This window comes from Alteromonas portus, assembly GCF_005117025.1.
Classification (GTDB): domain Bacteria; phylum Pseudomonadota; class Gammaproteobacteria; order Enterobacterales; family Alteromonadaceae; genus Alteromonas; species Alteromonas portus.
The window spans coordinates 203,639-224,888 of record NZ_SWCO01000001.1 but is presented as its reverse complement, the minus strand read 5'-3'; the positions used below and the strand labels follow the sequence as shown (position 1 = coordinate 224,888).

At 44.6% G+C, this 21,250-nt stretch carries 16 protein-coding genes; 8 read left to right on the top strand and 8 right to left on the bottom strand.

The features are described 5' to 3' along the window. The first annotated feature begins 1 nt into the window (after position 1). The 5 genes from pdxA to E5672_RS00885 all read left to right on the top strand — a co-directional run bounded on the left by pdxA (position 2) and on the right by E5672_RS00885 (position 5,335). Positions 2-988, top strand: a complete 987-nt coding sequence (gene pdxA, locus E5672_RS00905) for a 4-hydroxythreonine-4-phosphate dehydrogenase PdxA (RefSeq protein WP_136780522.1) — start codon at positions 2-4, stop codon at positions 986-988. Next, positions 985-1,812, top strand: coding sequence for a 16S rRNA (adenine(1518)-N(6)/adenine(1519)-N(6))-dimethyltransferase RsmA (rsmA, locus tag E5672_RS00900; RefSeq protein ID WP_136780521.1), 828 nt, complete (start codon positions 985-987; stop codon positions 1,810-1,812). The genes pdxA and rsmA overlap by 4 nt, the downstream gene beginning before the upstream one ends. 7 nt (positions 1,813-1,819) lie before the next feature. Then, positions 1,820-2,194, top strand: coding sequence for a Co2+/Mg2+ efflux protein ApaG (gene apaG, locus E5672_RS00895; RefSeq protein WP_136780520.1), 375 nt, complete (start codon positions 1,820-1,822; stop codon positions 2,192-2,194). A 7-nt stretch (positions 2,195-2,201) separates the two neighbouring features. Next, positions 2,202-3,029, top strand: a complete 828-nt coding sequence (locus tag E5672_RS00890) for a symmetrical bis(5'-nucleosyl)-tetraphosphatase (RefSeq protein WP_136780519.1) — start codon at positions 2,202-2,204, stop codon at positions 3,027-3,029. 281 nt (positions 3,030-3,310) lie between these two features. Next, entirely contained in the window at positions 3,311-5,335 is a 2,025-nt protein-coding gene (locus E5672_RS00885; protein ID WP_136780518.1) for a HAMP domain-containing methyl-accepting chemotaxis protein, read from the top strand. A gap of 76 nt (positions 5,336-5,411) precedes the next feature. On the opposite strand, the gene lysC is transcribed toward E5672_RS00885, so the two are convergent. The 6 genes from lysC to E5672_RS00855 all read right to left on the bottom strand — a co-directional run bounded on the left by lysC (position 5,412) and on the right by E5672_RS00855 (position 12,896). Then, positions 5,412-6,761 carry a lysine-sensitive aspartokinase 3 gene (lysC, locus tag E5672_RS00880; RefSeq protein ID WP_136780517.1) on the bottom strand — a complete coding sequence of 450 codons (1,350 nt, stop codon included), beginning with the start codon at positions 6,759-6,761 and terminating at the stop codon, positions 5,412-5,414. Positions 6,762-6,821: 60 nt separating this feature from the next. Next, positions 6,822-7,271: a DUF192 domain-containing protein gene (locus E5672_RS00875; RefSeq protein WP_101563500.1), complete on the bottom strand. Its 450-nt coding sequence runs from the start codon at positions 7,269-7,271 to the stop codon at positions 6,822-6,824. Between the two features lie 72 nt (positions 7,272-7,343). Beyond that, a complete protein-coding gene (gene acnB / locus E5672_RS00870) occupies positions 7,344-9,956 on the bottom strand; it encodes a bifunctional aconitate hydratase 2/2-methylisocitrate dehydratase (protein ID WP_136780516.1) in 2,613 nt (870 codons plus the stop codon). 376 nt (positions 9,957-10,332) lie between these two features. Next, positions 10,333-11,286: a DNA ligase gene (locus E5672_RS00865; protein WP_136780515.1), complete on the bottom strand. Its 954-nt coding sequence runs from the start codon at positions 11,284-11,286 to the stop codon at positions 10,333-10,335. Positions 11,287-11,426: 140 nt separating this feature from the next. After that, positions 11,427-11,708, bottom strand: a complete 282-nt coding sequence (locus E5672_RS00860; RefSeq protein WP_136780514.1) for a DNA ligase — start codon at positions 11,706-11,708, stop codon at positions 11,427-11,429. Positions 11,709-11,714: 6 nt separating this feature from the next. After that, positions 11,715-12,896, bottom strand: coding sequence for an alpha/beta hydrolase-fold protein (locus E5672_RS00855; RefSeq protein ID WP_136780513.1), 1,182 nt, complete (start codon positions 12,894-12,896; stop codon positions 11,715-11,717). A gap of 325 nt (positions 12,897-13,221) precedes the next feature. Here E5672_RS00855 and E5672_RS00850 point away from each other — a divergent pair, with 325 nt between their 5' ends. Then, positions 13,222-14,226, top strand: coding sequence for a 5'-methylthioadenosine/S-adenosylhomocysteine nucleosidase family protein (locus E5672_RS00850; RefSeq protein ID WP_136780512.1), 1,005 nt, complete (start codon positions 13,222-13,224; stop codon positions 14,224-14,226). Between the two features lie 170 nt (positions 14,227-14,396). Here the strand turns inward: E5672_RS00850 and E5672_RS00845 are convergent, their stop codons facing one another. After that, positions 14,397-17,207, bottom strand: a complete 2,811-nt coding sequence (locus E5672_RS00845) for a bifunctional aconitate hydratase 2/2-methylisocitrate dehydratase (RefSeq protein ID WP_136780511.1) — start codon at positions 17,205-17,207, stop codon at positions 14,397-14,399. Positions 17,208-17,608: 401 nt separating this feature from the next. Continuing rightward, positions 17,609-18,835, bottom strand: a complete 1,227-nt coding sequence (locus E5672_RS00840; RefSeq protein ID WP_136780510.1) for a PQQ-dependent sugar dehydrogenase — start codon at positions 18,833-18,835, stop codon at positions 17,609-17,611. Positions 18,836-18,971: 136 nt separating this feature from the next. Between E5672_RS00840 and E5672_RS00835 the strand changes: the two genes are divergently transcribed. Then, on the top strand, positions 18,972-19,451 hold the full coding sequence (locus tag E5672_RS00835) for a hypothetical protein (protein ID WP_205676462.1): 480 nt from the start codon (positions 18,972-18,974) through the stop codon (positions 19,449-19,451). Between the two features lie 107 nt (positions 19,452-19,558). After that, on the top strand, positions 19,559-21,127 hold the full coding sequence (locus tag E5672_RS00830) for an AMP-binding protein (protein WP_136780509.1): 1,569 nt from the start codon (positions 19,559-19,561) through the stop codon (positions 21,125-21,127). The last annotated feature ends 123 nt before the right edge of the window (positions 21,128-21,250 follow it).

Genomic DNA, 21,250 nt, shown 5'->3' with positions numbered 1-21,250 from the left:
CATGAGTACACCAATTAAAATAGCAATAACGCCGGGAGAACCGGCAGGTATAGGGCCAGATTTAATCATCAAACTGGCCCAGGAAACATGGCAAGCCCAGCTTGTCGTGTTTGCCGATGGCGACATGCTGAAAGCACGAGCGAGCGCCTTAGGGCTTCCGTTAACGCTAATCGAATACGATACAAATAACCCGCAGATACAAGCTGCGGGTTCGTTGTTTATAAAGCAGATAGACAAATCCGTTGAAGTTACCCCTGGAACGCTCGATAGTGAAAATGGACTTTATGTTGTAGAGACCTTGCGCCAAGCCTGTCAGGCTAATATGGATGGCGACTTCGATGCTGTTGTGACTGGCCCAGTGCACAAAGGGATCATCAACAAAGCGGGTGTATCTTTCAGCGGCCATACAGAGTTTTTCGCTTACCAGTCGAACACTATCGATGTGGTTATGCTACTGGCAACTGAAGGTCTGAATGTGGCACTTGCTACTACACATATTCCCCTTGAGTATGTAGCAAAAGCAATAACTCGCGAGCGCCTGCACAAAGTTATTCATATTATCAATACTGACCTAAAGCTGAAGTTTGGCATTAAAGAGCCCCACATTTACGTGTGTGGTTTAAATCCACACGCAGGTGAAGATGGTCATATTGGCACTGAAGAAATTCATACTATTATCCCTGCGCTCAACGAGCTTAGAGATGAAGGCTTAAATATTACAGGCCCACTGCCTGCTGACACCATATTTCAACCTAAATACCTAGAAAATGCCGATGTAGTGCTAGCTATGTATCACGACCAAGGCTTACCCGTGTTAAAATATAAAGGTTTTGGGGCGTCAGTGAATATCACATTAGGATTACCTTTTGTGCGCACTTCAGTCGATCACGGTACTGCATTAGATTTAGCAGGAACCGGTGAAGCCGACGCCGGTAGTTTCAGAAAAGCATTGGAAAAAGCCATTGAGCTTGCACATCATCAACAATGAGTAAAACACACTTAGGCCATACGGCCAGAAAGCGATTTGGGCAGAACTTCCTTCACGACGAGTATGTGATAGGAAAAATCGTTGCCGCGATTGCACCTAAAAACGAGCAAAACCTGGTAGAAATTGGGCCGGGTTTAGGTGCGTTAACAGACCCCGTTTGTGAGGAAGTTGACGCATTAACCGTTATTGAGCTAGACCGAGATCTTGCCAAACGACTACGACACCATCCATTTAACGGCGATAAACTTACCGTTATTGAACAAGATGCGATGACAATGGATTTCGGTGCTTTGTGCAAAGAAATGCCAATAAAAGACAAAAAGCTTCGGGTGTTTGGTAACTTGCCTTACAACATTTCAACGCCGCTAATGTTCCATCTTTTTGACCATGCTCACTGCATTGAAGACATGCACTTTATGCTGCAAAAAGAAGTTGTAAACCGATTAGCAGCGGGACCGGGGTCTAAAAATTACGGTAGGCTTTCTGTTATGGCGCAGTATTACTGCCACGTAATCCCTGTCTTAAATGTTCCTCCGGGTGCCTTTAAGCCGCCCCCGAAGGTAGACTCTGCGGTTGTTAAGCTTGTCCCACATCAGGCCCCACCTGTAGATGTAGAGTCTGTAAATACACTAGAACGTGTTTGTGCACAGGCGTTCAATCAGCGCCGAAAAACTATTCGTAACTCACTGAAAGATAGCTTAAGTGAGGAAGAAATTCGTGAGTTAGGGATAGATCCAACTTCTCGCGCAGAAGTACTATCGCTAAACGATTTTGCCACCATAGCTAATGCTGTGTCGGCAAAAGAGCACCAACAAGAGCAGTAAGTTCTCTATGGATGTACTTGATATTAAGGTGCGGGTAAAAACCCGCCACCTTCCTGACCACCTTCCCTCTGACTCCAAGCAGTTTGCGTTTGCCTATCACATTACGATTGAAAACAATAGCGAACACACGGTGCAGTTGCTTAGTCGCTATTGGAAGATAACCGACGCAAACGGTAAAACGTCAGAAGTTGAAGGTGATGGCGTGGTTGGTAAGCAACCAATTATGAAAGCTGGCGAGAGTTTTGACTATACTAGTGGCGCAGTGATTGACACACCGGTTGGCAATATGGAAGGCTATTACGTAATGGAACTGGAAGGCGGTGAGCGTTTTCGTGTTCCTGTAAATGTATTTCGTTTAGCCATTCCAAGTATTCTTCACTAAGGTTTCTATGTCGCAAGGTAACACCTACGTCATTGGCGATATTCAAGGCTGCTATGAGGGTCTTCGTCGCGCATTAGATAAAGTAAAGTTTGACGAGACAAACGATAAGCTACTTGCCGTCGGTGATTTGGTTGCAAGAGGAGAAGATTCATTAAGCACACTGCGCTTTTTGAAATCTCTCGGAAGTCAGTTTAGCAGTGTTTTAGGTAACCATGACCTACACTTACTCGCTGTTGTAAACGGCGTTCGCCAACCTAAAAAATCAGATAAATTAGAGCCATTACTTAACGCTTCTGATTTGGATGACCTGATCGACTGGCTTCGTCAATTTCCCCTAGCGATGAAATTAGATGAAAACTCGGTAATGGTGCACGCTGGACTTTATCCTAAATGGTCTATCGATGAGTGCGTATCACTCAGTGACGAAGTGAGTAATATCCTTAAATCCGATGATTACGCCTCTTTTCTTTCAAAGATGTACGGAAATAAACCCAACAACTGGGCGGATAAACTTGAAGATGATGAGCGCCTGCGCTTTATCGTGAATGCGTGTACGCGCATGCGGTTTGTTCATACAGATGGCACACTCGATTTTGATAATAAATCACATCCTAGCGCAGTATCACACAGCACCAGTAGCACATTAAGACCGTGGTTTGACGTTGAGAATAAAAAGCTCGGTGATGATCAGCGAGTGGTATTTGGGCACTGGGCCGCTCTATCTGGCCAAACAAATAATTCTCGGTTTATTGGCTTAGATACGGGTTACGTGTGGGGACAAAGTATGACGCTACTCAACCTAAACACATCATCGCTCGTTAGCGTCTCGGCGTAGAGCATCAGTTTAATATCGCTTGGCGCTAAAAAAGCGCTATTTGAGAGGGCCTTCCTCCCCTAAAACTGGTTGTACCAGTAAAAACATTAGTACTTAAGTGCTAAATAAAATAAACATTAAGTTATTGTAGCCGATACACTTACTTGTGATAGTAACGATGATGTTTCGTTATCCACTCTCAGTATGTGAGCAAACACGCGTGTATAAGCGCTATATTTTGTCAGCTGAGACGGGTAATATCGTTAGGGATAAAAATAAAAAACACTCATCCAGGAGTTCCGATGAAAATAACGGTAGCCACACGCGTAATCGGGGGATTTGTAGCGATTAGCGCACTACTAATCGTTATAAGTGTTGTTTCACTATATAACCTCAATTCTATAGGCTCTGCAACAGAAGAAGTAAATGATGTTGCACTTCCCACCGTCGCGGGTAGTAATGCATTAAAAGCAAGCTTTCTAAACATGGGACGACTGACCTTTGAAAGCTATATCGAAGAAGACTTAAGTGACCTAAAGGACAAAAGAGCGTCATTTAATTCGGCCAAAGATACGTTCGAAAGTGAGTATAAGAAGCTAGCTCAAGCGGTAAGTAATGAGCCAGAGCTTAGGAACACGCTGAATACCGTTCGTGAATCTTATGAAGCGTATATCACCAATGTTGAAGCGATGTACAAGAATCATCAAATGTACCTTGATATACGCAACACAATTCAAGATAGACTCGGTGACGCTGAAGACAATGCAGACGATGCATCTACCTATCTTCTAGACTTCTCAGACTTAGACGCGGTTCAGCGCGATCCTAACCTGCGACGTGCAGCTGATATTGGTGGCCAGCTTGAGACCTCGCTGCTTTCTTTGTTAACGGTTTCATATGAGTACATTAAAACGGAGACCCTGGTTCGTTCTCAGACGCTAGGGAACGAAGTCGACCTTGTGGTTGAAAAAGTGGTGACTCAGCTTAGTGACATGGTTCAAGCCGCCGGCGGCCGTGATGATTCAGGCACACTCGACGATATTAATGACTTAGTAAACGATGCGATAAACGCTATTAAAGCCAATGATGGTGTTGTGCAGCTTCATGTAGATCGTCTAGAGCGCAGAAACGATGCGGAAAAAGCACTTAATGCATCTGACTCTAACATCGCGCAGGCAGTAGTTTCCCTTGAAAATTTGCTTAGTCTGGCTGACAAAAAAGCGTCTCATGTAGAGAATCAGGTTAACGGGGCCATTGCGACGGGCAACACGTTCGTTATTGTGGTAGTAATTATTTCTATCGCGGTAGCAGCTTTCATCGGATATGTAACCGTTCGCGCTATCACACGCCCGCTATACCGTGTAAATGAGCTTCTTACTGTAGCGTCATCAGGTGACCTTACTCATCGTCTAGACGATTCGGCTCAAGACGAATTTGGTCTTTTAGCACGAAACTGTAATACCCTCATTGGAAACCTTAAGGAACTTATCACCGCCATAAATGTTCGCGCTGAACAGCTAGCAGCTGCGTCAGAACAAACATCGGCAGTGACGGCTCAAACCACCCATTCTATTCAGGATCAAAAGTCTCAGATAGGCCAAGTAGCAACAGCAACCACGGAAATGCACTCTACGTCGCAGCTTGTTGTTCAAAATGCCGAAGATACGCTTAGCCAAATTCGCCACGCAGATGCTGAGGCTGAAAACGTACGCCAAATCTCGCTAGAGAATAAGAACACCATTGAGATCTTATCTCGTGATGTGCAAGAGGCGGCAGACGTGATTAACAAGCTTCATCAAGACAGTGCAAGCATTGGTGGTATTCTTGACGTTATTCGCGGTGTTGCCGATCAAACTAACTTACTTGCATTGAATGCCGCTATTGAGGCTGCACGTGCCGGCGAGCAAGGCCGAGGTTTCGCAGTTGTAGCTGACGAAGTAAGAACACTTGCTAGTCGCACACAAGAATCGACCCAAGAAATCAACGCTATGATAGAAGTACTTCAAGCAGGTGCCGAAAAAGCCGTGTCGGTAATGAATCAAGGTAAAGAACAGACCGCAGCGTGTGTCGCACAGACAGAAAAAGCCACGCAGGCGTTGGATATCATTACTGATGCAGTTCACAAAGCCCATGACGTTAGCTCTCAAATTGAGCAATCGGCACGTGAACAAAATACAGTATCACAAGAGATTAGCGAAAAGCTTGAAACCATTGTGGGCATCGCTGAAGAGACAACAGCGGGTGCACAGCAAACGTCTGAATCCAGTCATGAAGTGGCTCGTCTTGCCGAAGAGCTACAGCAGTCTATCAGACAGTTTAAAGTCTGATATTCCAAGAGTAATGCAAACAAAAACGGCCGCCCTGGGGCGACCGTTTTTTTTATGCTTTACGCAAACATAGTGCTTATTCAAACAACGCCGAATGTAGCTTGCGAACCACGTCATCACTGTCGGTCTCGTTAACCAAGAACGATAGGTTGTGCGGATTGGCGCCAAAGCAAATCATACGCAGGTTAAAATCTGAAACCGCAGCTAAAATCTTGCTAGAAACACCAATAGCCGTTTGCATGTTGTTACCTACAACGGTGACAAGATCGTAACCTTTTTCAACTTTCACATCACAGATGGTTTCAAGCTCAGCAATGGTTTCTTTGTTAAGCCGCTGAGCCACAGAATTTGCAGGGTTATCAAGGGTAAAAGACACCGAGATTTCTGAAGTGGTGACCAAATCAACACTTAGCTTATGCTTAGCGATGATGGAAAATACCTGCTGCAGGAAACCTTGCGCGTACATCATCTTTGGTGTTTTCACTGTCACCATTACCTGCTCTTTACGGCGAGTAATAGCACGATACGGTGGTTCGTGCTCACAATCACGCACAATCCATGTACCGCCTTTTTCTGGCTCCTTACTAGAGCCTACAAACACCTTAATGTCTTTGCGAAGTGCAGGCTCCATAGTGGCAGGGTGAAGTACCTTGGCACCAAATGTGGCCATTTCCGCGGCTTCTTCAAAGCTCAGTTCAGGTAACGGATGTGCCGCTGGCGTAATGCGTGGGTCAGTCGTGTACACCCCTGTTACATCAGTCCAAATCTCACACGATTCGGCATCAAGCGCTTCAGCAAGTAGCGCCGCCGTAAAATCAGAACCACCACGACCTAGCGTTGTAGTACGGCCTTCTTCGTCGGCTCCAACAAAGCCTTGAGTAACCACTATTGCGTCCTTAATTTCAGGTGCCAGCAGTTGTTTAGATAGCTTTTCGATTTCTTCGATTTGCGGCGCGCCTTCCCCAAACTCACTGTCAGTACGCAACACCTTACGTACGTCGAAGTTCATGGTCTTTACGCCCTGCTCTGCAAGCACGGAAGAGAACATCAGTGATGACATTCGCTCACCCATTGAAAGCAGCTGATCTTTTAAATCATCACGGTGAAGGATCTCTTCGTGAAACGCTAAGCTTCGCATTTCATCTAACAAGTCGTTGAGTTTAGGCTCAACCGCGTCTTTATCTTTCAACTTGTTAAGAATGGCAAGCTCAATATTGATAATAGCCTGACAGGTCTCTTCAATTTGCTGTTGCGTCATAGGTGTGTGCGCTAGGCTTACCAGGTGGTTGGTTACACCTGCCGCAGCGCTCACTACCACAATGCGCGTTTTGTCATTACCGGCAACAATTCGGGCGCAGTTCTGCATTACTTCGTAATTCGCAACGCTAGTTCCACCGAACTTAGCTATCGATAAGGCATTTGTCACTATATTTAACTCCAGAATAAAACTAGCACTTCGCTAGCAGCAACCGCGCGTTCTGCGCGGTTAATCAATCGTTATTTGGTCGCCTACTTTTATATTATTCTCGGCAAACCACCCTTGGTTCATTTCCAATGCGTAAAGTACCTCTTTCGATGATCCGACCGACTCCAAACTATGAGGAGTGAGAGGTTTTATATCCGTTATTACGCCTTTTCTGTCGATAAATGCTACGTCTAGAGGAACAAAGGTATTTTTCATCCACATGCCCGCTAATTTGGGGCTAGAAAACTTAAAAAACATACCACAGTCTTCGCACAAGGCTTTGCGAAACATAAGGCCCTGTGCGCGTTGTTCAAAAGTTTTGGCATACTCAACTTCATAGTGCTTGCCGCCAATCTCCAGTGTAATGGATTCAAAGTCCACTGAATTCAGCGACGATACAGGGTCTACCTGCGCTTTTGCACACCCTAAGGTTAATACAAGTGCAGCAACAATAAAGAAAGATTTTCCCATTAGACATTCCTTTTCGCCATAAAAAAAGCCGGTCACCTTAACGGTCACCGGCTTAGTAGTTTATACACTATTTTAAGCAACATTCAATGTTGGAATAATGCGCGCTTTCGCTTCTTCTTCAGCCTTTTTAAAGCTAGGCATTTTGTCAAAGTTTAAGTAGCGGAATACTTCACCCGACATCGCGTTAATTTTGCTGGCGTATTCCATGTATTCTTCGGCAGTTGGAATGCGCCCAACAATGGCCCCCACCGCAGCAAGCTCTGCTGAGGTCAAATATACATTCGCCCCATCGCCCAAGCGATTAGGGAAGTTACGAGTCGACGTTGAAAGCACGGTTGCGCCCGCATCTACCCTTGCTTGGTTACCCATACATAGTGAGCAGCCCGGCATTTCTGTACGCACGCCTACACGACCATAAATGTTGTAGTAGCCCTCTTCCATTAACTGGGCTTTGTCCATCTTAGTCGGTGGTGACATCCATAAACGAGTTGGCAGTGTTTTGTTGTACTGCTCTAGTAGCTTACCGGCTGCGCGGAAGTGACCAATGTTTGTCATACATGAACCAATGAATACCTCGTCTACCTTATCGCCTGCAACATCAGATAAGGTTTTCGCATCGTCAGGATCATTAGGGCAGCACACAATGGGCTCTTTAATTTCGTTAAGATCGATTTCGATAACCTCGGCATATTCAGCATCCGCATCGGCACGCATTAATTCCGGGTTGGCTAGCCACTCTTCCATTTTCTGCGCACGGCGCTCTAGCGTACGAGGGTCGCCATAACCTTCATTAATCATCCAGCGAAGCATGGTAATGTTTGAACGCAGGTATTCAGCAATCGACTCTTCAGATAAGTTGATAGTACAACCTGCAGCTGAACGTTCCGCCGACGCATCCGATAACTCAAACGCCTGTTCTACAGTAAGGTTTTCTAACCCTTCGATTTCTAAAATACGACCAGAGAAGGCGTTTATCTTGCCTTTTTTCTCGACCGTTAATAGGCCTTGTTTGATGGCGTATAGCGGAATGGCGTGTACAAGGTCACGTAAGGTGATACCCGGCTGCATCTCGCCTTTAAACCGCACTAATATTGACTCGGGCATATCCAGTGGCATAACGCCAGTAGCTGCAGCGAACGCGACCAGGCCCGAACCCGCTGGGAATGAAATACCTAATGGGAAACGGGTATGCGAGTCACCACCCGTGCCTACTGTATCAGGCAGCAGCATGCGGTTTAACCAGCTGTGAATAATGCCGTCCCCCGGACGAAGCGATACCCCACCCCGATTCATAATAAAATCAGGTAGCGTGTGCTGGGTTTCAATATCCACCGGCTTTGGATAAGCAGCAGTGTGACAGAATGACTGCATGGTTAAATCAGCCGTAAAGCCAAGGCAAGCTAAGTCTTTAAGCTCATCACGTGTCATGGGGCCAGTAGTATCTTGCGAGCCTACGGTCGTCATTTTAGGTTCGCAGTAAGTGCCCGGGCGAATACCGTCGACACCGCACGCCTTACCCACCATTTTCTGCGCTAGCGAGAAACCTGCGCCGCTGTCTTTAGGTTGTTCAGGTTTTCTGAATAAGTCCGTCGGGCCTAAACCTAGTGTCTCACGCGCTTTCTCGGTAAGACCACGACCAATAATCAGGTTGATACGTCCGCCGGCACGCACCTCATCTAAAATAACTTTCGATTTATAGCTGTATTCAGCAAGTAGTTCACCAGTTTCGTGATTAGTAATTTTTCCTTCAAATGGGTAGATATCGATCACATCTCCCATATTCATTTTTTCAACGTCTGCTTCAAATACTAATGCACCGGCATCTTCCATAGTGTTAAAGAAAATGGGCGCGACTTTTGAACCAATGCACACACCGCCGCCGCGCTTGTTAGGCACACCCGGCAAATCTTCGCCAAAGAACCACAATACCGAGTTAGTGGCCGACTTACGCGACGAGCCGGTACCGACTACATCACCGACAAAAGCCACGGGATATCCCTTACTTTTGACTTCTTCTATTTGCGCCATTGGGCCTTTAACACCAGGTTCTTCTGGCTCTAAACCTTCGCGCGGCATTTTGTAAGCAGCAAGAGCGTGCAATGGAATATCTGGGCGAGACCATGCGTCAGGTGCGGGCGACAAATCATCTGTATTGGTTTCACCGGTCACCTTAAATACAGTGTAAGTAATTTTATCGTCCATTAACTTGCGCGACGTGAACCACTCACCTTCTGCCCAAGATTTAATGATCTCAGTAGCGTACTCGTTACCCGCTTTGTGTTTTTCTTCCACATCGTGATAAGCATCAAACATTAAAAGGGTATGTTTCAGTTCTTTGGCTGCCAACGGCGCAAGTGCTTCATCTTCAAGTAGTTCAACCAAAGTGGCAATGTTATAGCCACCATGCATATTACCTAATAACTCAACGGCTTTTTCTTTAGAGATAAGCTCACAGCTGTCTTCCCCTCTAGCGATTGCACTTAAAAAACCCGCTTTAACGTAGGCCGCTTCATCAACTCCAGGCGGTACGCGTTCTGAAATCAGTTCTAAAAGGAATTCGCCTTCACCCTCTGGCGGATTCTTTAATAAATCGACAAGGGCTGCTACTTGTTCAGCATTAAGCGGTTTAGGTGGAATATTTTGAGCGGCACGTTCTTCAACGTGATTGCGATAGTCTTGTAACACAGTCTCTTCCTCTAAGTTAGCTTGCGCAATGGGAGTAAACGGTCTTGTACGCACTTGACGCAAGGAGTGTTTAATTAATCATCAACAGTATAACTTCATGGGCCAATTTTTTAAATTTTGCGGCCTTTTAATTTATTTATAATCGCTATTCATATCATAACTTTTGAACGGAAAAAGCAATTAAAAAGAAATATGCAACGTCACTTTTGTAATTAGCGTGTAGTAAAGTTATAGGGCTTTAAGATTTAAAGACAAGGGGTTAGCTGTACACGATACGTCTTCCATCGAAGAAAACCGTAAACGATTAACAACAGTGAGTGGGAGGCTACACATTGGGGCTGGGTAACTCATTGGATGCAAGCTAGAAAGGTCAAAGTTAATTGGGTAAATCAGACTGAGGTCTAGTGCGAAGATAGCTTGCAAACCTTGGCTTTCCACTTTTCGTTAAACCATAATATTTATAAGTTACCCAGCTGCCGATAGCAGGCGGAGATTGGCGCTCATTTTCTGAAAAGCCCGTTCCTAATTTAAATTGAATGCCTTTTCGCGTTTCTACAAGAAGCGAGCCCATCATTTTCTTAAAACGTCCTTTTCCTGGAAGTACTGCTAGTACTTTCGCTTCTGCATCTTCAAAACGTTTTACTTTGAGTAATTTATTACTTCGCCCTGATATGTAGAGTGCTTGTTCATGATGAAGCATTAACCCTTCACCACCTTTTTGAGTTATTTGCTTCAGCTTTTCCTCAAGTGCACCAATAGACATAAGCTTAAATTGAGGGACAACTGCAAACGTTGGATTCGGTGTAGCTTCATTCAGGCGGTTAAGCATGTTGATTCGGCTGCTGAAAGGCTGACCTGAAACAGGCATGTCAAAGGCCATAAATTTGACCTTGGCCCAGCGCTCGCTAGATACAAAATCTTTAGTAGTGATGGCGTCGGCTGTAGATACAGTCTTGGATAACGAGTTGGTGGCAGAGTGCGACCTCTTCTCTATTGACTTAGAAAGCACGATGGAAGCTGTAAGTTCAAATTGCCCTCTTTCTATCCAAAGTTCACCGTCGATAGTCGCTTTAGGCCAATTGGCGGTAAACCAAGCTGGCGCAAATATCTTGTTGTTGTTTCGGGTCCTAAGTTCAGTGCCGTCCCATCGTGCCCGAATACCGTCTAACTTTTCGCTCACCCAGTAATCGGTGATGTTTATATCTTGGCGGCTGTGTTCATACTGCTTGGCAAGCTGCAAACCGTCGACAATATCAAGCTTGCTCTGTGCACAAACGTGAGAAACTGCCGAGATTAAAAACACACAAACAGATGTCAGAATATAACGCATTGGCTCTTTCCATAAGTTATTAAACGGAGTCCGTTAAAGCCATTAGAAAGAGACTAAAACGACAAAGGCAGAGTAGATTACTCTGCCTTTGGACTTTTTTTAACTGTACTTGGGAAGGTTTTTAATAAGCTGAAATAGCCTTAGTCAATAATGATATCAAGAACAGAGATAAGCACATCCTCAGCTAATGCCTCACCAAAAGTTCTTTCTTCGTCACGTCTCTTTTGGTAGGTCTCTAAACAAGCGTTTAGCCGCTCGTCGGCAGTATTCACTTCATATACATCAGCGCTATTAGCTTGTTCGATACAGTGGTTAGTTTGCCCTGTCTTAACTGAACTACACCCGCTCATTACAGCGCCAATCCCAATCATAAAAACGGTAGCGATACTGTTTGTATGTCTAATTTTGCTTTGATATTTCAAAGTAACTTACTCATTCAGTAATTCATGCAAACGCTTTTGTCTATTTGTATACACTTGGTAACCATCGTGCTGCGGTGTCGAGAGCTCCAAAGCCTTGTTTACGCTCTCAAGTGCTTTTTTATACTCACCCATTTGCTCGTAACCATACGCTATGCCGTTATACGGGTCAGGCATTTCAGGGTACTTAGCTATATCGTGCTTAAACAGCTCAATAGCCTTGTCGTAATTTTCAGAACGTACATAATGATAACCTAATTCTCTAATTACCCATTCAGGCGCCTCTAATTTTTCCCCGCGTTGCTTTGAAACGCGATCGTAATATTTGGCAATGCTTTGAATATCACCATCAAACTGTTCAGGCCTTAAATAAGCTGACAAGAACAGGTTGTGATAAGCACTAAAAATAGACGCCGCTGTCACCAAGTTGTGCGGAACATCCGCATAAGCTTCGTTTTCCCACCGCAATCCTGAAGGTTGGCTGGCTCGCATGCCGGAAATCATGTCATCGTAATAAGGTCGCATTGGCGCTCCTTCGTTACCGATAGACGTGTAAATAAAGTGGTCTAATTGGTTAACAGATTCTAAGAACGCAACCGTGTTTTTTGCCGATGCACCATAGTTCCACCACACGGCAGCACTGTACGTCAGCGCGGCGTTAAAAAGCTCAGGCTTTTGGGTAAGTGCGTACAATGCAAATACACCACCGGCTGATGCGCCCTCTATCACTCGAAAGTTATGCACGCGGTATTTTTTCTCTACCATAGGCATAAGCTCAGTGGTTACAAAAGAAAGAAAGTTTGCCCCGCCACCGTCGTAGCCTAAAGGCCCATTTGGATCTTCATTTGCCGTAGGATATAAATCGCGAAGTCGGTCAGTATTTTCAATGGCGACTATAATTACTTCCGGTGCAGCATTTTGCGATTGAAGCGATTCTAGCACTGCATTCATCATAGGTAGATTGCCCGCACCATCTAACCGATAAATAACGGGGAATTTCTTATCGGGATTCTCGGCGTAGCCTTTAGGAAGCTGAACAACCACTTCTCGTCGTTCATTCAACACTTTAGATTGGAGTTTTTCTATTTTCAGTTCGTAACGCTGACTGTCATTGCCTGTTTCGCTGCTAACCGGAAGACTTAGCAAAGCAAGAAATAATAGGGCAATAATAATATGTATTGGTGACTTCAAACTTAAATCCTTTTATGCAACGCGTTTAGGTAGTAGTTAACTAACTGATAACTCAGTATAAGTATTAAACAATGATTCTGCCCAGAAATAAATTAGTCCACGCCGCTTAGCAAACAATGAACACTTTATCGGATACACGGTGCAATGTGTCTTTTATAGACTAGCCTTTAATGACTAACTTTTTATAACGTACTTATCTCTTGTTGGCGCGAACTTTGCCAATACTTTGTATGAAACCGGATCAATAGTAATCCGTTAGCTCTAAACACGTTTTTCCCAATTAGTTGCACTTCAATAGTGCAAGAATAAATTAAATAAGGTCACTATGCGCTTAAGTAGTTTTGTTTTATTCGTGTGTATATCGCTATCGTCGTTAGCAAATGACGATACTAATCAGTACGGTCCAAAAGATTTTTCCAATGTAACAAACAAATGGACAGCCGTGGTTGCTGCTTACGAGCCAGAAATTGAAGCCATTGACGCCGCGTTTGCAACTATGGACGACGCTCAAATTACGCAAACGGTTTATATTAAAGGGGTTAAGTATCAGTTAGGCACGTATAAAGGTGAGCCCATTGTTGTATTTAGCACGGGCGTCAGCATTACCAACGCAGCAATGACCGTACAGATGGCACTGGATTATTTCCCTATTGATAAGCTGGTTATGATGGGTATTGCTGGGGCCATAAACCCCAAATACACACCTGGCGATATCGCAGTACCTGAACGTTGGTATTTTCACGACGAGTCAGTCTATATCAACCCGAAGAAAGATGACGCCAGCGCCTACGAACTTCCGGACTATTACGCTAAACAGCTTGAGTATTATGAAGCACGACGTGATACAGATAAGCACGCACCCAACTACAAAAACATTGGTTTTATTCACCCTACCGAGGTGGCAGTAGTTAAAGAGGGTTGGGACACTCGCAGAAGAATGCCCTATTTTACTGCCGACAAAACGTTATTGGAAATGGCAAGACGCGCGCTCACAAAGATCCCGCCTATCACTATGCCATCTGGTAAGGAAATACTGGTTGATATAGGTGGAAATGGAGTAACAGGTTCGGTATTCGTAGACAACGCTAAATACCGTGAGTGGCTGCGCGACGTCTACACGGCTGATGTTGCGGAAATGGAATCAGCGACCGTCGCACAGGTGAGCTTTGTTAACGACGTAGACTGGTTAATTATCCGCTCAATTAGCGACTTAGCGGGCGGTCAGCACGGTAAAAATGTTGAGAATGTATTTGACGCAATAGCCTCTGGCACCGGCACCAAGCTGCTACTTGGCATACTCGACGAACTCGTAGCCACCGACACCAAATAACAAATAAATGGGGTCAGAGTACATTTTTTGGCTACTAAGCAGAGTAGGTTTCAAAGAAAAGTACTCTGACCCCAATCTTCCTAGTTAATGTACTCTGACCCCATTATTTCAGGTATAAAAAAGCCCCAACCTAGGTTGGGGCTTTTTAATGTTTATTTAGCGTTAAATGCTTAAACGCGCTTAACGGCTACATCAGCTTCGAACTTAGGCTTAACTGCCAAGTCTTCTGAAGGTGGAGCAAACTTAGTTAGGTCAATACCTGCAACCGCTTGCTTGTACTCTTCAGTTGTTGGGAAGCGGCCTAGAACCGTTGAAAGTACTACTAGCGGCGTAGAGCCTAGTAGTGATTCACCTTTCTTCTCAGCAGAGTCAGCTACAACACGGCCTTGGAAAAGACGTGTAGATGTCGCAATTACTGTGTCACCTGGCTCAGCTTTTTCTTGGTTACCCATACATAGGTTACATCCAGGACGCTCTAGGTAAAGAATGTTGTCGTATTTAGTACGCGCAGCTTCTTTAGGCTGAGCATCGTCGAACTCGAAGCCTGCGTATTTCGCAAGTACTTCCCAGTCGCCTTCTGCTTTAAGCTCGTCAACGATGTTGTATGTAGGTGGCGCAACCACTAGCGGTGCTTTGAATTCAACAGAACCATTAAGCTTCTCTAGATTACGCAGCATTTGCGCGATAATTTGCATGTCACCTTTGTGAACCATACAAGAACCAACGAAACCTAGGTCTACTGGCTTACCATCGTAGTAAGAAACAGGACGGATAACGTCGTGGGTGTAACGCTTAGATACGTCTTCGTTGTTTACGTCCGGGTCAGCAATCATTGGTTCGTCGATTTGATCTAGGTCGATAACCACTTCTGCGTAGTACTTAGCGTTGTCATCTGGTGCAAGCGCTGGCTCTTCACCTGACTTGATTTCAGCGATACGTTTGTCAGCAAGGTCAATAAGGCCCTGAAGCATATTCGCTTCGTTGTCCATGCCCTTGTCGATCATAATCTGGATACGGCTCTTAGCAAGCTCAAGTGACGCAATCATTGTCTCGTCGTTAGAGATACAGATTGACGCTTTCGCTTTCATTTCTGCAGACCAGTCAGTGAATGTGAACGCTTGGTCAGCAAGTAGAGTACCGATTTGTACTTCAATTACGCGACCTTGGAACACGTTCTCGCCAGAGAACTGCTTAAGCATTTGAGCTTGAGTAGCATGAACCACGTCACGGAAGTCCATGTGCTCTTTCATTTTACCTTTAAAGGTAACTTTCACAGACTCTGGAATTGGCATTGCCGCTTCACCTGTCGCAAGCGCTAGCGCTACCGTACCCGAGTCGGCACCGAATGCTACACCTTTAGACATACGCGTGTGCGAGTCACCACCGATGATAATTGCACGGTCGTCTACTGTGATGTCGTTAAGCACTTTGTGAATAACGTCAGTCATTGAGTGGTAAACGCCTTTAGGATCACGTGCTGTGATTACGCCAAAGTTGTTCATGAATGACATTAGCTTAGGAATGTTAGCCTGTGCTTTCTTATCCCATACCGACGCCGTGTGACAACCCGACTGGTAAGCACCATCAACTGTTGGAGAAATTGTTGAAGCCGCCATTGACTCTAGCTCTTGGCAAGTCATTGGGCCCGTAGTGTCCTGAGAACCTACAATGTTAACTTTAACGCGAACGTCAGAACCCGCGTGAAGCGGTGCATCTGAGTTTACGCCTACTGCATTACGGTTAAAGATTTTTTCAACCGCTGTAAGGCCTTGACCTTCGTGAGATACTTCTTTCGACGCTGCATAAACAGCTGGCGCTTTAACACCTAAAGTACGCGCAGCGAAAGACTGTAGTTGCTTACCGAATACTACTGCGTAAGAACCACCCGCTTTCATGAACTCCATTTTTTGAGGAGTAAATGAGGCAGATACGTCAGCTAGCTCTTGTGAACCGTTGTAAAGCTTCTTCGCTTTGGTATCGATAGTTAGTACCGTACCTGTTGCAACAGAATAAGCTTCTTCCAGTACTGGGTCGCCGTTTGCATCGCGAACGACTTCGCCGTTCTCGTCTGTTTTCTTAACCCAGTTTTTAAGGTCAAGACCAATACCACCGGTTACATCCACGGTAGTAAGGAAGATTGGTGCGATACCGTTAGTACCAGCTACAATTGGCGCTTTGTTTACAAACGGAATGTAAGGGCTTGTTGGCTCACCAGCCCAAAGTGCAACGTTGTTCACACCAGACATACGTGAAGAACCTACACCCATTGTGCCTTTTTCAGCAATAAGCATAACTTTTGCGTTAGGGTGCTTTTTACCTAGCTCAACAATTTCTTGCTGCGCTTCAGGAGAAATCATGCACTGGCCATGAAGTTCACGGTCTGCACGAGAGTGCGCTTGGTTACCTGGAGAAAGAAGGTCAGTTGAGATATCACCTTCAGCAGCGATATAGGTCACTACTTCAATTTTCTCTGGTACTTCAGGAAGCTTGGTAAAGAATTCAGCTTTTGCGTAGCTTTCTAGTACGTCTTTAGCAATCGCGTTACCCGCTTTAAATGCTGTTTCAAGACGCTCAGTATCGGCTTCGTATAGGTAAACCTGAGTCTTCAACACTTCAGCTGCAGGCTTGGCAACGGCTTCATCATCAGAAAGTGCAAGATCTAGAAGTGCTTCTACAGACGGACCACCTTTCATGTGTGAAAGTAGCTCAAGTGCAAACTCTGGCGTGATTTCTTCTACTTTTTCTTCGCCAAGTACAATTTCTTTCAAAAATTGTGCTTTAACACCAGCAGCAGGCGTAGTTCCCGGCAAGGTGTTGTAGATAAAGAATTTTAGAGAGTCTTCGCGGTGCTCGTTTGTTGTATCTTTAATTTGAGCAATAATTTCAGACAGCAGATCTGCACTGTCAATTGGCTTAGGGTTAAGACCTAATTCCGTTTTACGGGTTTCGATCTCTGCCAGATATTCTGAATACAAACTCATATAGTTCTCTCGGTCTTAGTTTTACTTGGGCGTAGTGTTAAGTCGGTCTTAGCTATACGCATATAAAAATGAGGGATATTTTAACTGATTTTTAGCAGTTACGTAATGACTGAAAGTAATCAGTTGGTTATACAACCGCTCAAACCAAATCTCAACACGCATCGTAGAACATAGGCGCTAAAATTCAACTTTAAGCAATAACAAATTTATTTCTCACAATTCATACACTTAAAAACATACAAATTTAATTTCAAATACGTTTTAGGCAGAAATGGTTTGACCAATAAAGATAAATAATAGTGTTGCACTTATGACAAAGATTCATTCTATTTATGGTGCGACCAGTTCAAATTACCATCAATTTTGAAACAAAATTTCAGTTTATTGAGCTTTTATTGTACTTAGTTCTGTTTGGGCGAAACTTTTACCACCTTGGCATTTTCTCCATCAGTCAGAAGAAGAAGGTTACCTTCATCATCGACCTCGATGTCTCTCAACCTTATTTCCAATGCGTCAAAAATCTTCGTAGAAACATACTTATTCTGAGTTTTATTCACCGCATATAAGGCTTTAGCTTTCAAACTGGTAACAAGCAAGGTATCGGTCAACATTGGATACTGTTCATGCGAATAGTAAATCATAGATGACGGCGCGATGGATGGTGTCCAATCCACAATGGGGTCTGTCATATCCGGGTAGGTTGAAAAAGGTGAAATTCTGGCGCCCGAATAGTCTTTTCCTAACGTCACGACAGGCCAGCCATAATTCGCGCCTTTTTGAAGAAGATTTATCTCATCTCCCCCGTCAGGACCGTGCTCATGCAAAAATATTTGCCCTTGAGCCCCTACTACTAAACCTTGTGGGTTGCGATGTCCCAAGGTAAATATATAAGGGCTTTCAGGGAAAGAAGGGTTCATTAACGGTTCACCTGACAGCGTAAACCCTAGTACTTTGCCTAAATGGGAACTAACGACTTGCGCTTGCTCTCGGTAATCGAATCCGTCACCGGTGGTGACTAAAAAGCCCTGCTCTTGGCTTAAGTCAGTACCTTCAAGCTGAAGGAGCTTTCCACCGTAATGCACTGGCGTATCTTTAGTCTGCATTACCTCGAAAACCGGCTGAATGTTAGTAATACCTGAAGAAAATGAAAGTTCACCTTTTACAACAGCTAGACGGTTAGCATCCTTACTTCCCTTGGAGTAGCTTAGCAACACAGTTCGGCTGGCGGGAAACTGAGAAGGAATAAGAATGTCTAGCACACCTCCCTGTCCTTCAGTGTACAAATGGTCGAGAGCCAAAGAAAATCTAGACACCCCACCGCTATTATCAAGAATGACGAGCTCACCATCTCTTGTCACTATCAATATGTGCGTAGTTGCGTTCACCTTATCGATAACCGTTGCCAACGCTTTTGGGAAAGCTAACGAGGTTATCAGGTTTTTCGTTTCCACATTGCCATCAAAATTTTTTAAAGACGCCGACACATCGCGTTCAAGTGGGTGCTGTTCAGAATTAGGTGCAGGGTCAATAATAGTTTCAGAAACGAGGTTTGTAGCAAGAACTGGCGTAAATGCACCGCAAGCAAATGCAAAAACCAATATTTTTTTCACAGTACGGTCTAACTTCATTGTGACGGCCCTCGTTGATCTAACCCAAGCGCACCTTCAGTGGTACACTCAGCTATAAAGCGTAATATAACTATATTCATTGTGCTTGTTGCGCTTTGTTGATAGTTAATAACAGACCAAACTTGGGATGTAAGACATGAAAAACCTAACTCGCCGCGCTATATCTCATTTTTTCCCATCTTGGGCAGTCGGCTTCCTACTTGCAAGTGTATTTCATTCAATTTCCGTATTACTGGGGCTAGTACAAATTGGCGTCCAGTTAAACACTAGCAATTGGCTTTACATGATATGGCAAGACGCTTTAGGTCTCTTACCCACTTACGGTGCGATTATCGCCGTAGTTTTACTGTTAGCTTTTTTGATAACGCACTTTATCGTTAAGCAGCTTAACCCTCACGAAACAGAGGGCGCTAACCGCTCTACCCGCTTCGCTCTTTTTGCTCTTGCAGGTGGCCTGTCTTTTTTATTGATGTTGCTGGCCATGCAGCCAGTATTAAACGTCACCCTTATTGCAGGCGCCCGCTCTACCGTAGGGCTTGTAGCACAGTGTTTTGCGGGCGTTTGTGCTGGCATTATTTATAGCCAATTAAGTGATAGTTGGGGCGACGATCAATAACTAACGCTTATACTATTAAATAAGCCAACACTGATGTAAATAAAAAGTTAAGTTTGCTAATGTAAGGCTTAGACCCTACATCCTTTGCCTTACTAGGAATAAGCAGCATGATAACTTACCCAGATAATGTGACATGTTTAGCCGACTATATCGAAAGTGTTTTACAGAAGTTCGCAGATAAACCTGCATATACGGCCCTAGGACAAACCCTCACGTTTGCCGATATTGATAGTAAGTCGTCTGCGTTGGCGCGCTACTTTGTACACGAAGCAAATCTGGCTCCTGGTACAAAAGTAGCCATTCAGCTTCCAAATCTAATACAAAATCCTATCGTCGTTTATGCCGCACTGCGCGCTGGACTTGTTGTGGTGAATACCAACCCGCTTTACACCGAGCGTGAGATGAAGCACCAGTTTACCGATAGCGGAGCAAAAGCCTTAGTTATCTTAAGTGACTTACTTCCTAAGTTTACCAACATTAAAGATGATACTGGTATCGAAACAGTTATCACGACCTCAGCGACAGAGCTACTAGATTCGAAAACTGCGCCAGCACTCGATCAAACCGTTTCATTCACCCATGCAATCGAAGTAGGAAGCACGCTACCATCGTTCTCCCGCCCTTCAATAGCGCTAGACGAACTCGCCATGCTGCAATACACCGGCGGCACTACTGGCGTTTCTAAAGGCGCGGCACTTAGCAATAAAAACGTATTGGCTAACTGTATTCAAATGCTTGATCGCATTGGTGATGGCTTCAAAGACGGCGAAGAAGTGTTAGTGTGCCCGTTGCCGCTTTACCATATTTATGCGTTTACAGTCGGTATGATGGCGCTATTTGCGAAAGGCACGCATACTATTCTGATACCCAATCCGCGAGACATCGACGGCTTCATACAAACGCTTAAACCTCACAAAATATCTGCCTTTATGGGGATAAATACGCTGTTTGTAGGTCTTGGTCGACACCCAGAATTTGCAAAGCTAGACTTTTCTAAGCTTCACCTCACTATGTCTGGCGGTACTGCACTGACCCAAGCTGCGGTGTCAATATGGCGAGATGTGACGGGCAACACTATCACTGAGGGCTATGGCCTGTCTGAAACTGCGCCTGTCGTTTCATTTAATATTCCTGGAAAAGAAGAAATAGGCACTGTGGGCCATGAACTAGAGGATACTGAAGTAGCATTGTTAGACAGTTATGATAAACCCGTGGCTGAGGGAGAGTCTGGTCAAATTGCTGTGCGCGGCCCGCAGGTTATGCTGGGCTACTGGAACCGTGAAGACGAAACGGCAAAAGTAATGACCGAAGACGGTTTCTTTAAAACTGGAGATATTGGTATACGCACAGAATCTGGGGCAATCAAAATTGTAGACCGCTTAAAAGACATGATTATTGTCTCGGGCTTTAACGTATACCCAAATGAAATTGAAGAAGTACTAACATCACACCCTGATGTAATGGAAGCTGCGGTAGTGGGTAAGCCAGATGACAAAACTGGTGAGCGCGTTTGTGCGTTTATTACGGTTGCAAATGACATAAGTATCGACACCGTAACAGCATACTGTAAGCAGCATCTTACCAACTACAAAATCCCAAAATCGATAACCATTCTTGAGGAATTACCGAAATCAACAGTAGGTAAAATTCTTCGCAGAGAACTACGTACCGCGTGAAAGTAATGAGACGGCTGACCTGCTCCCCAGGTTGGCTGTTTTTACTTATAAATCAGTTTATTGCTACCAAAGGATAACGTCTTAACATTGTAAATTGTTCCACCTCTTACTATAACTAAAGAA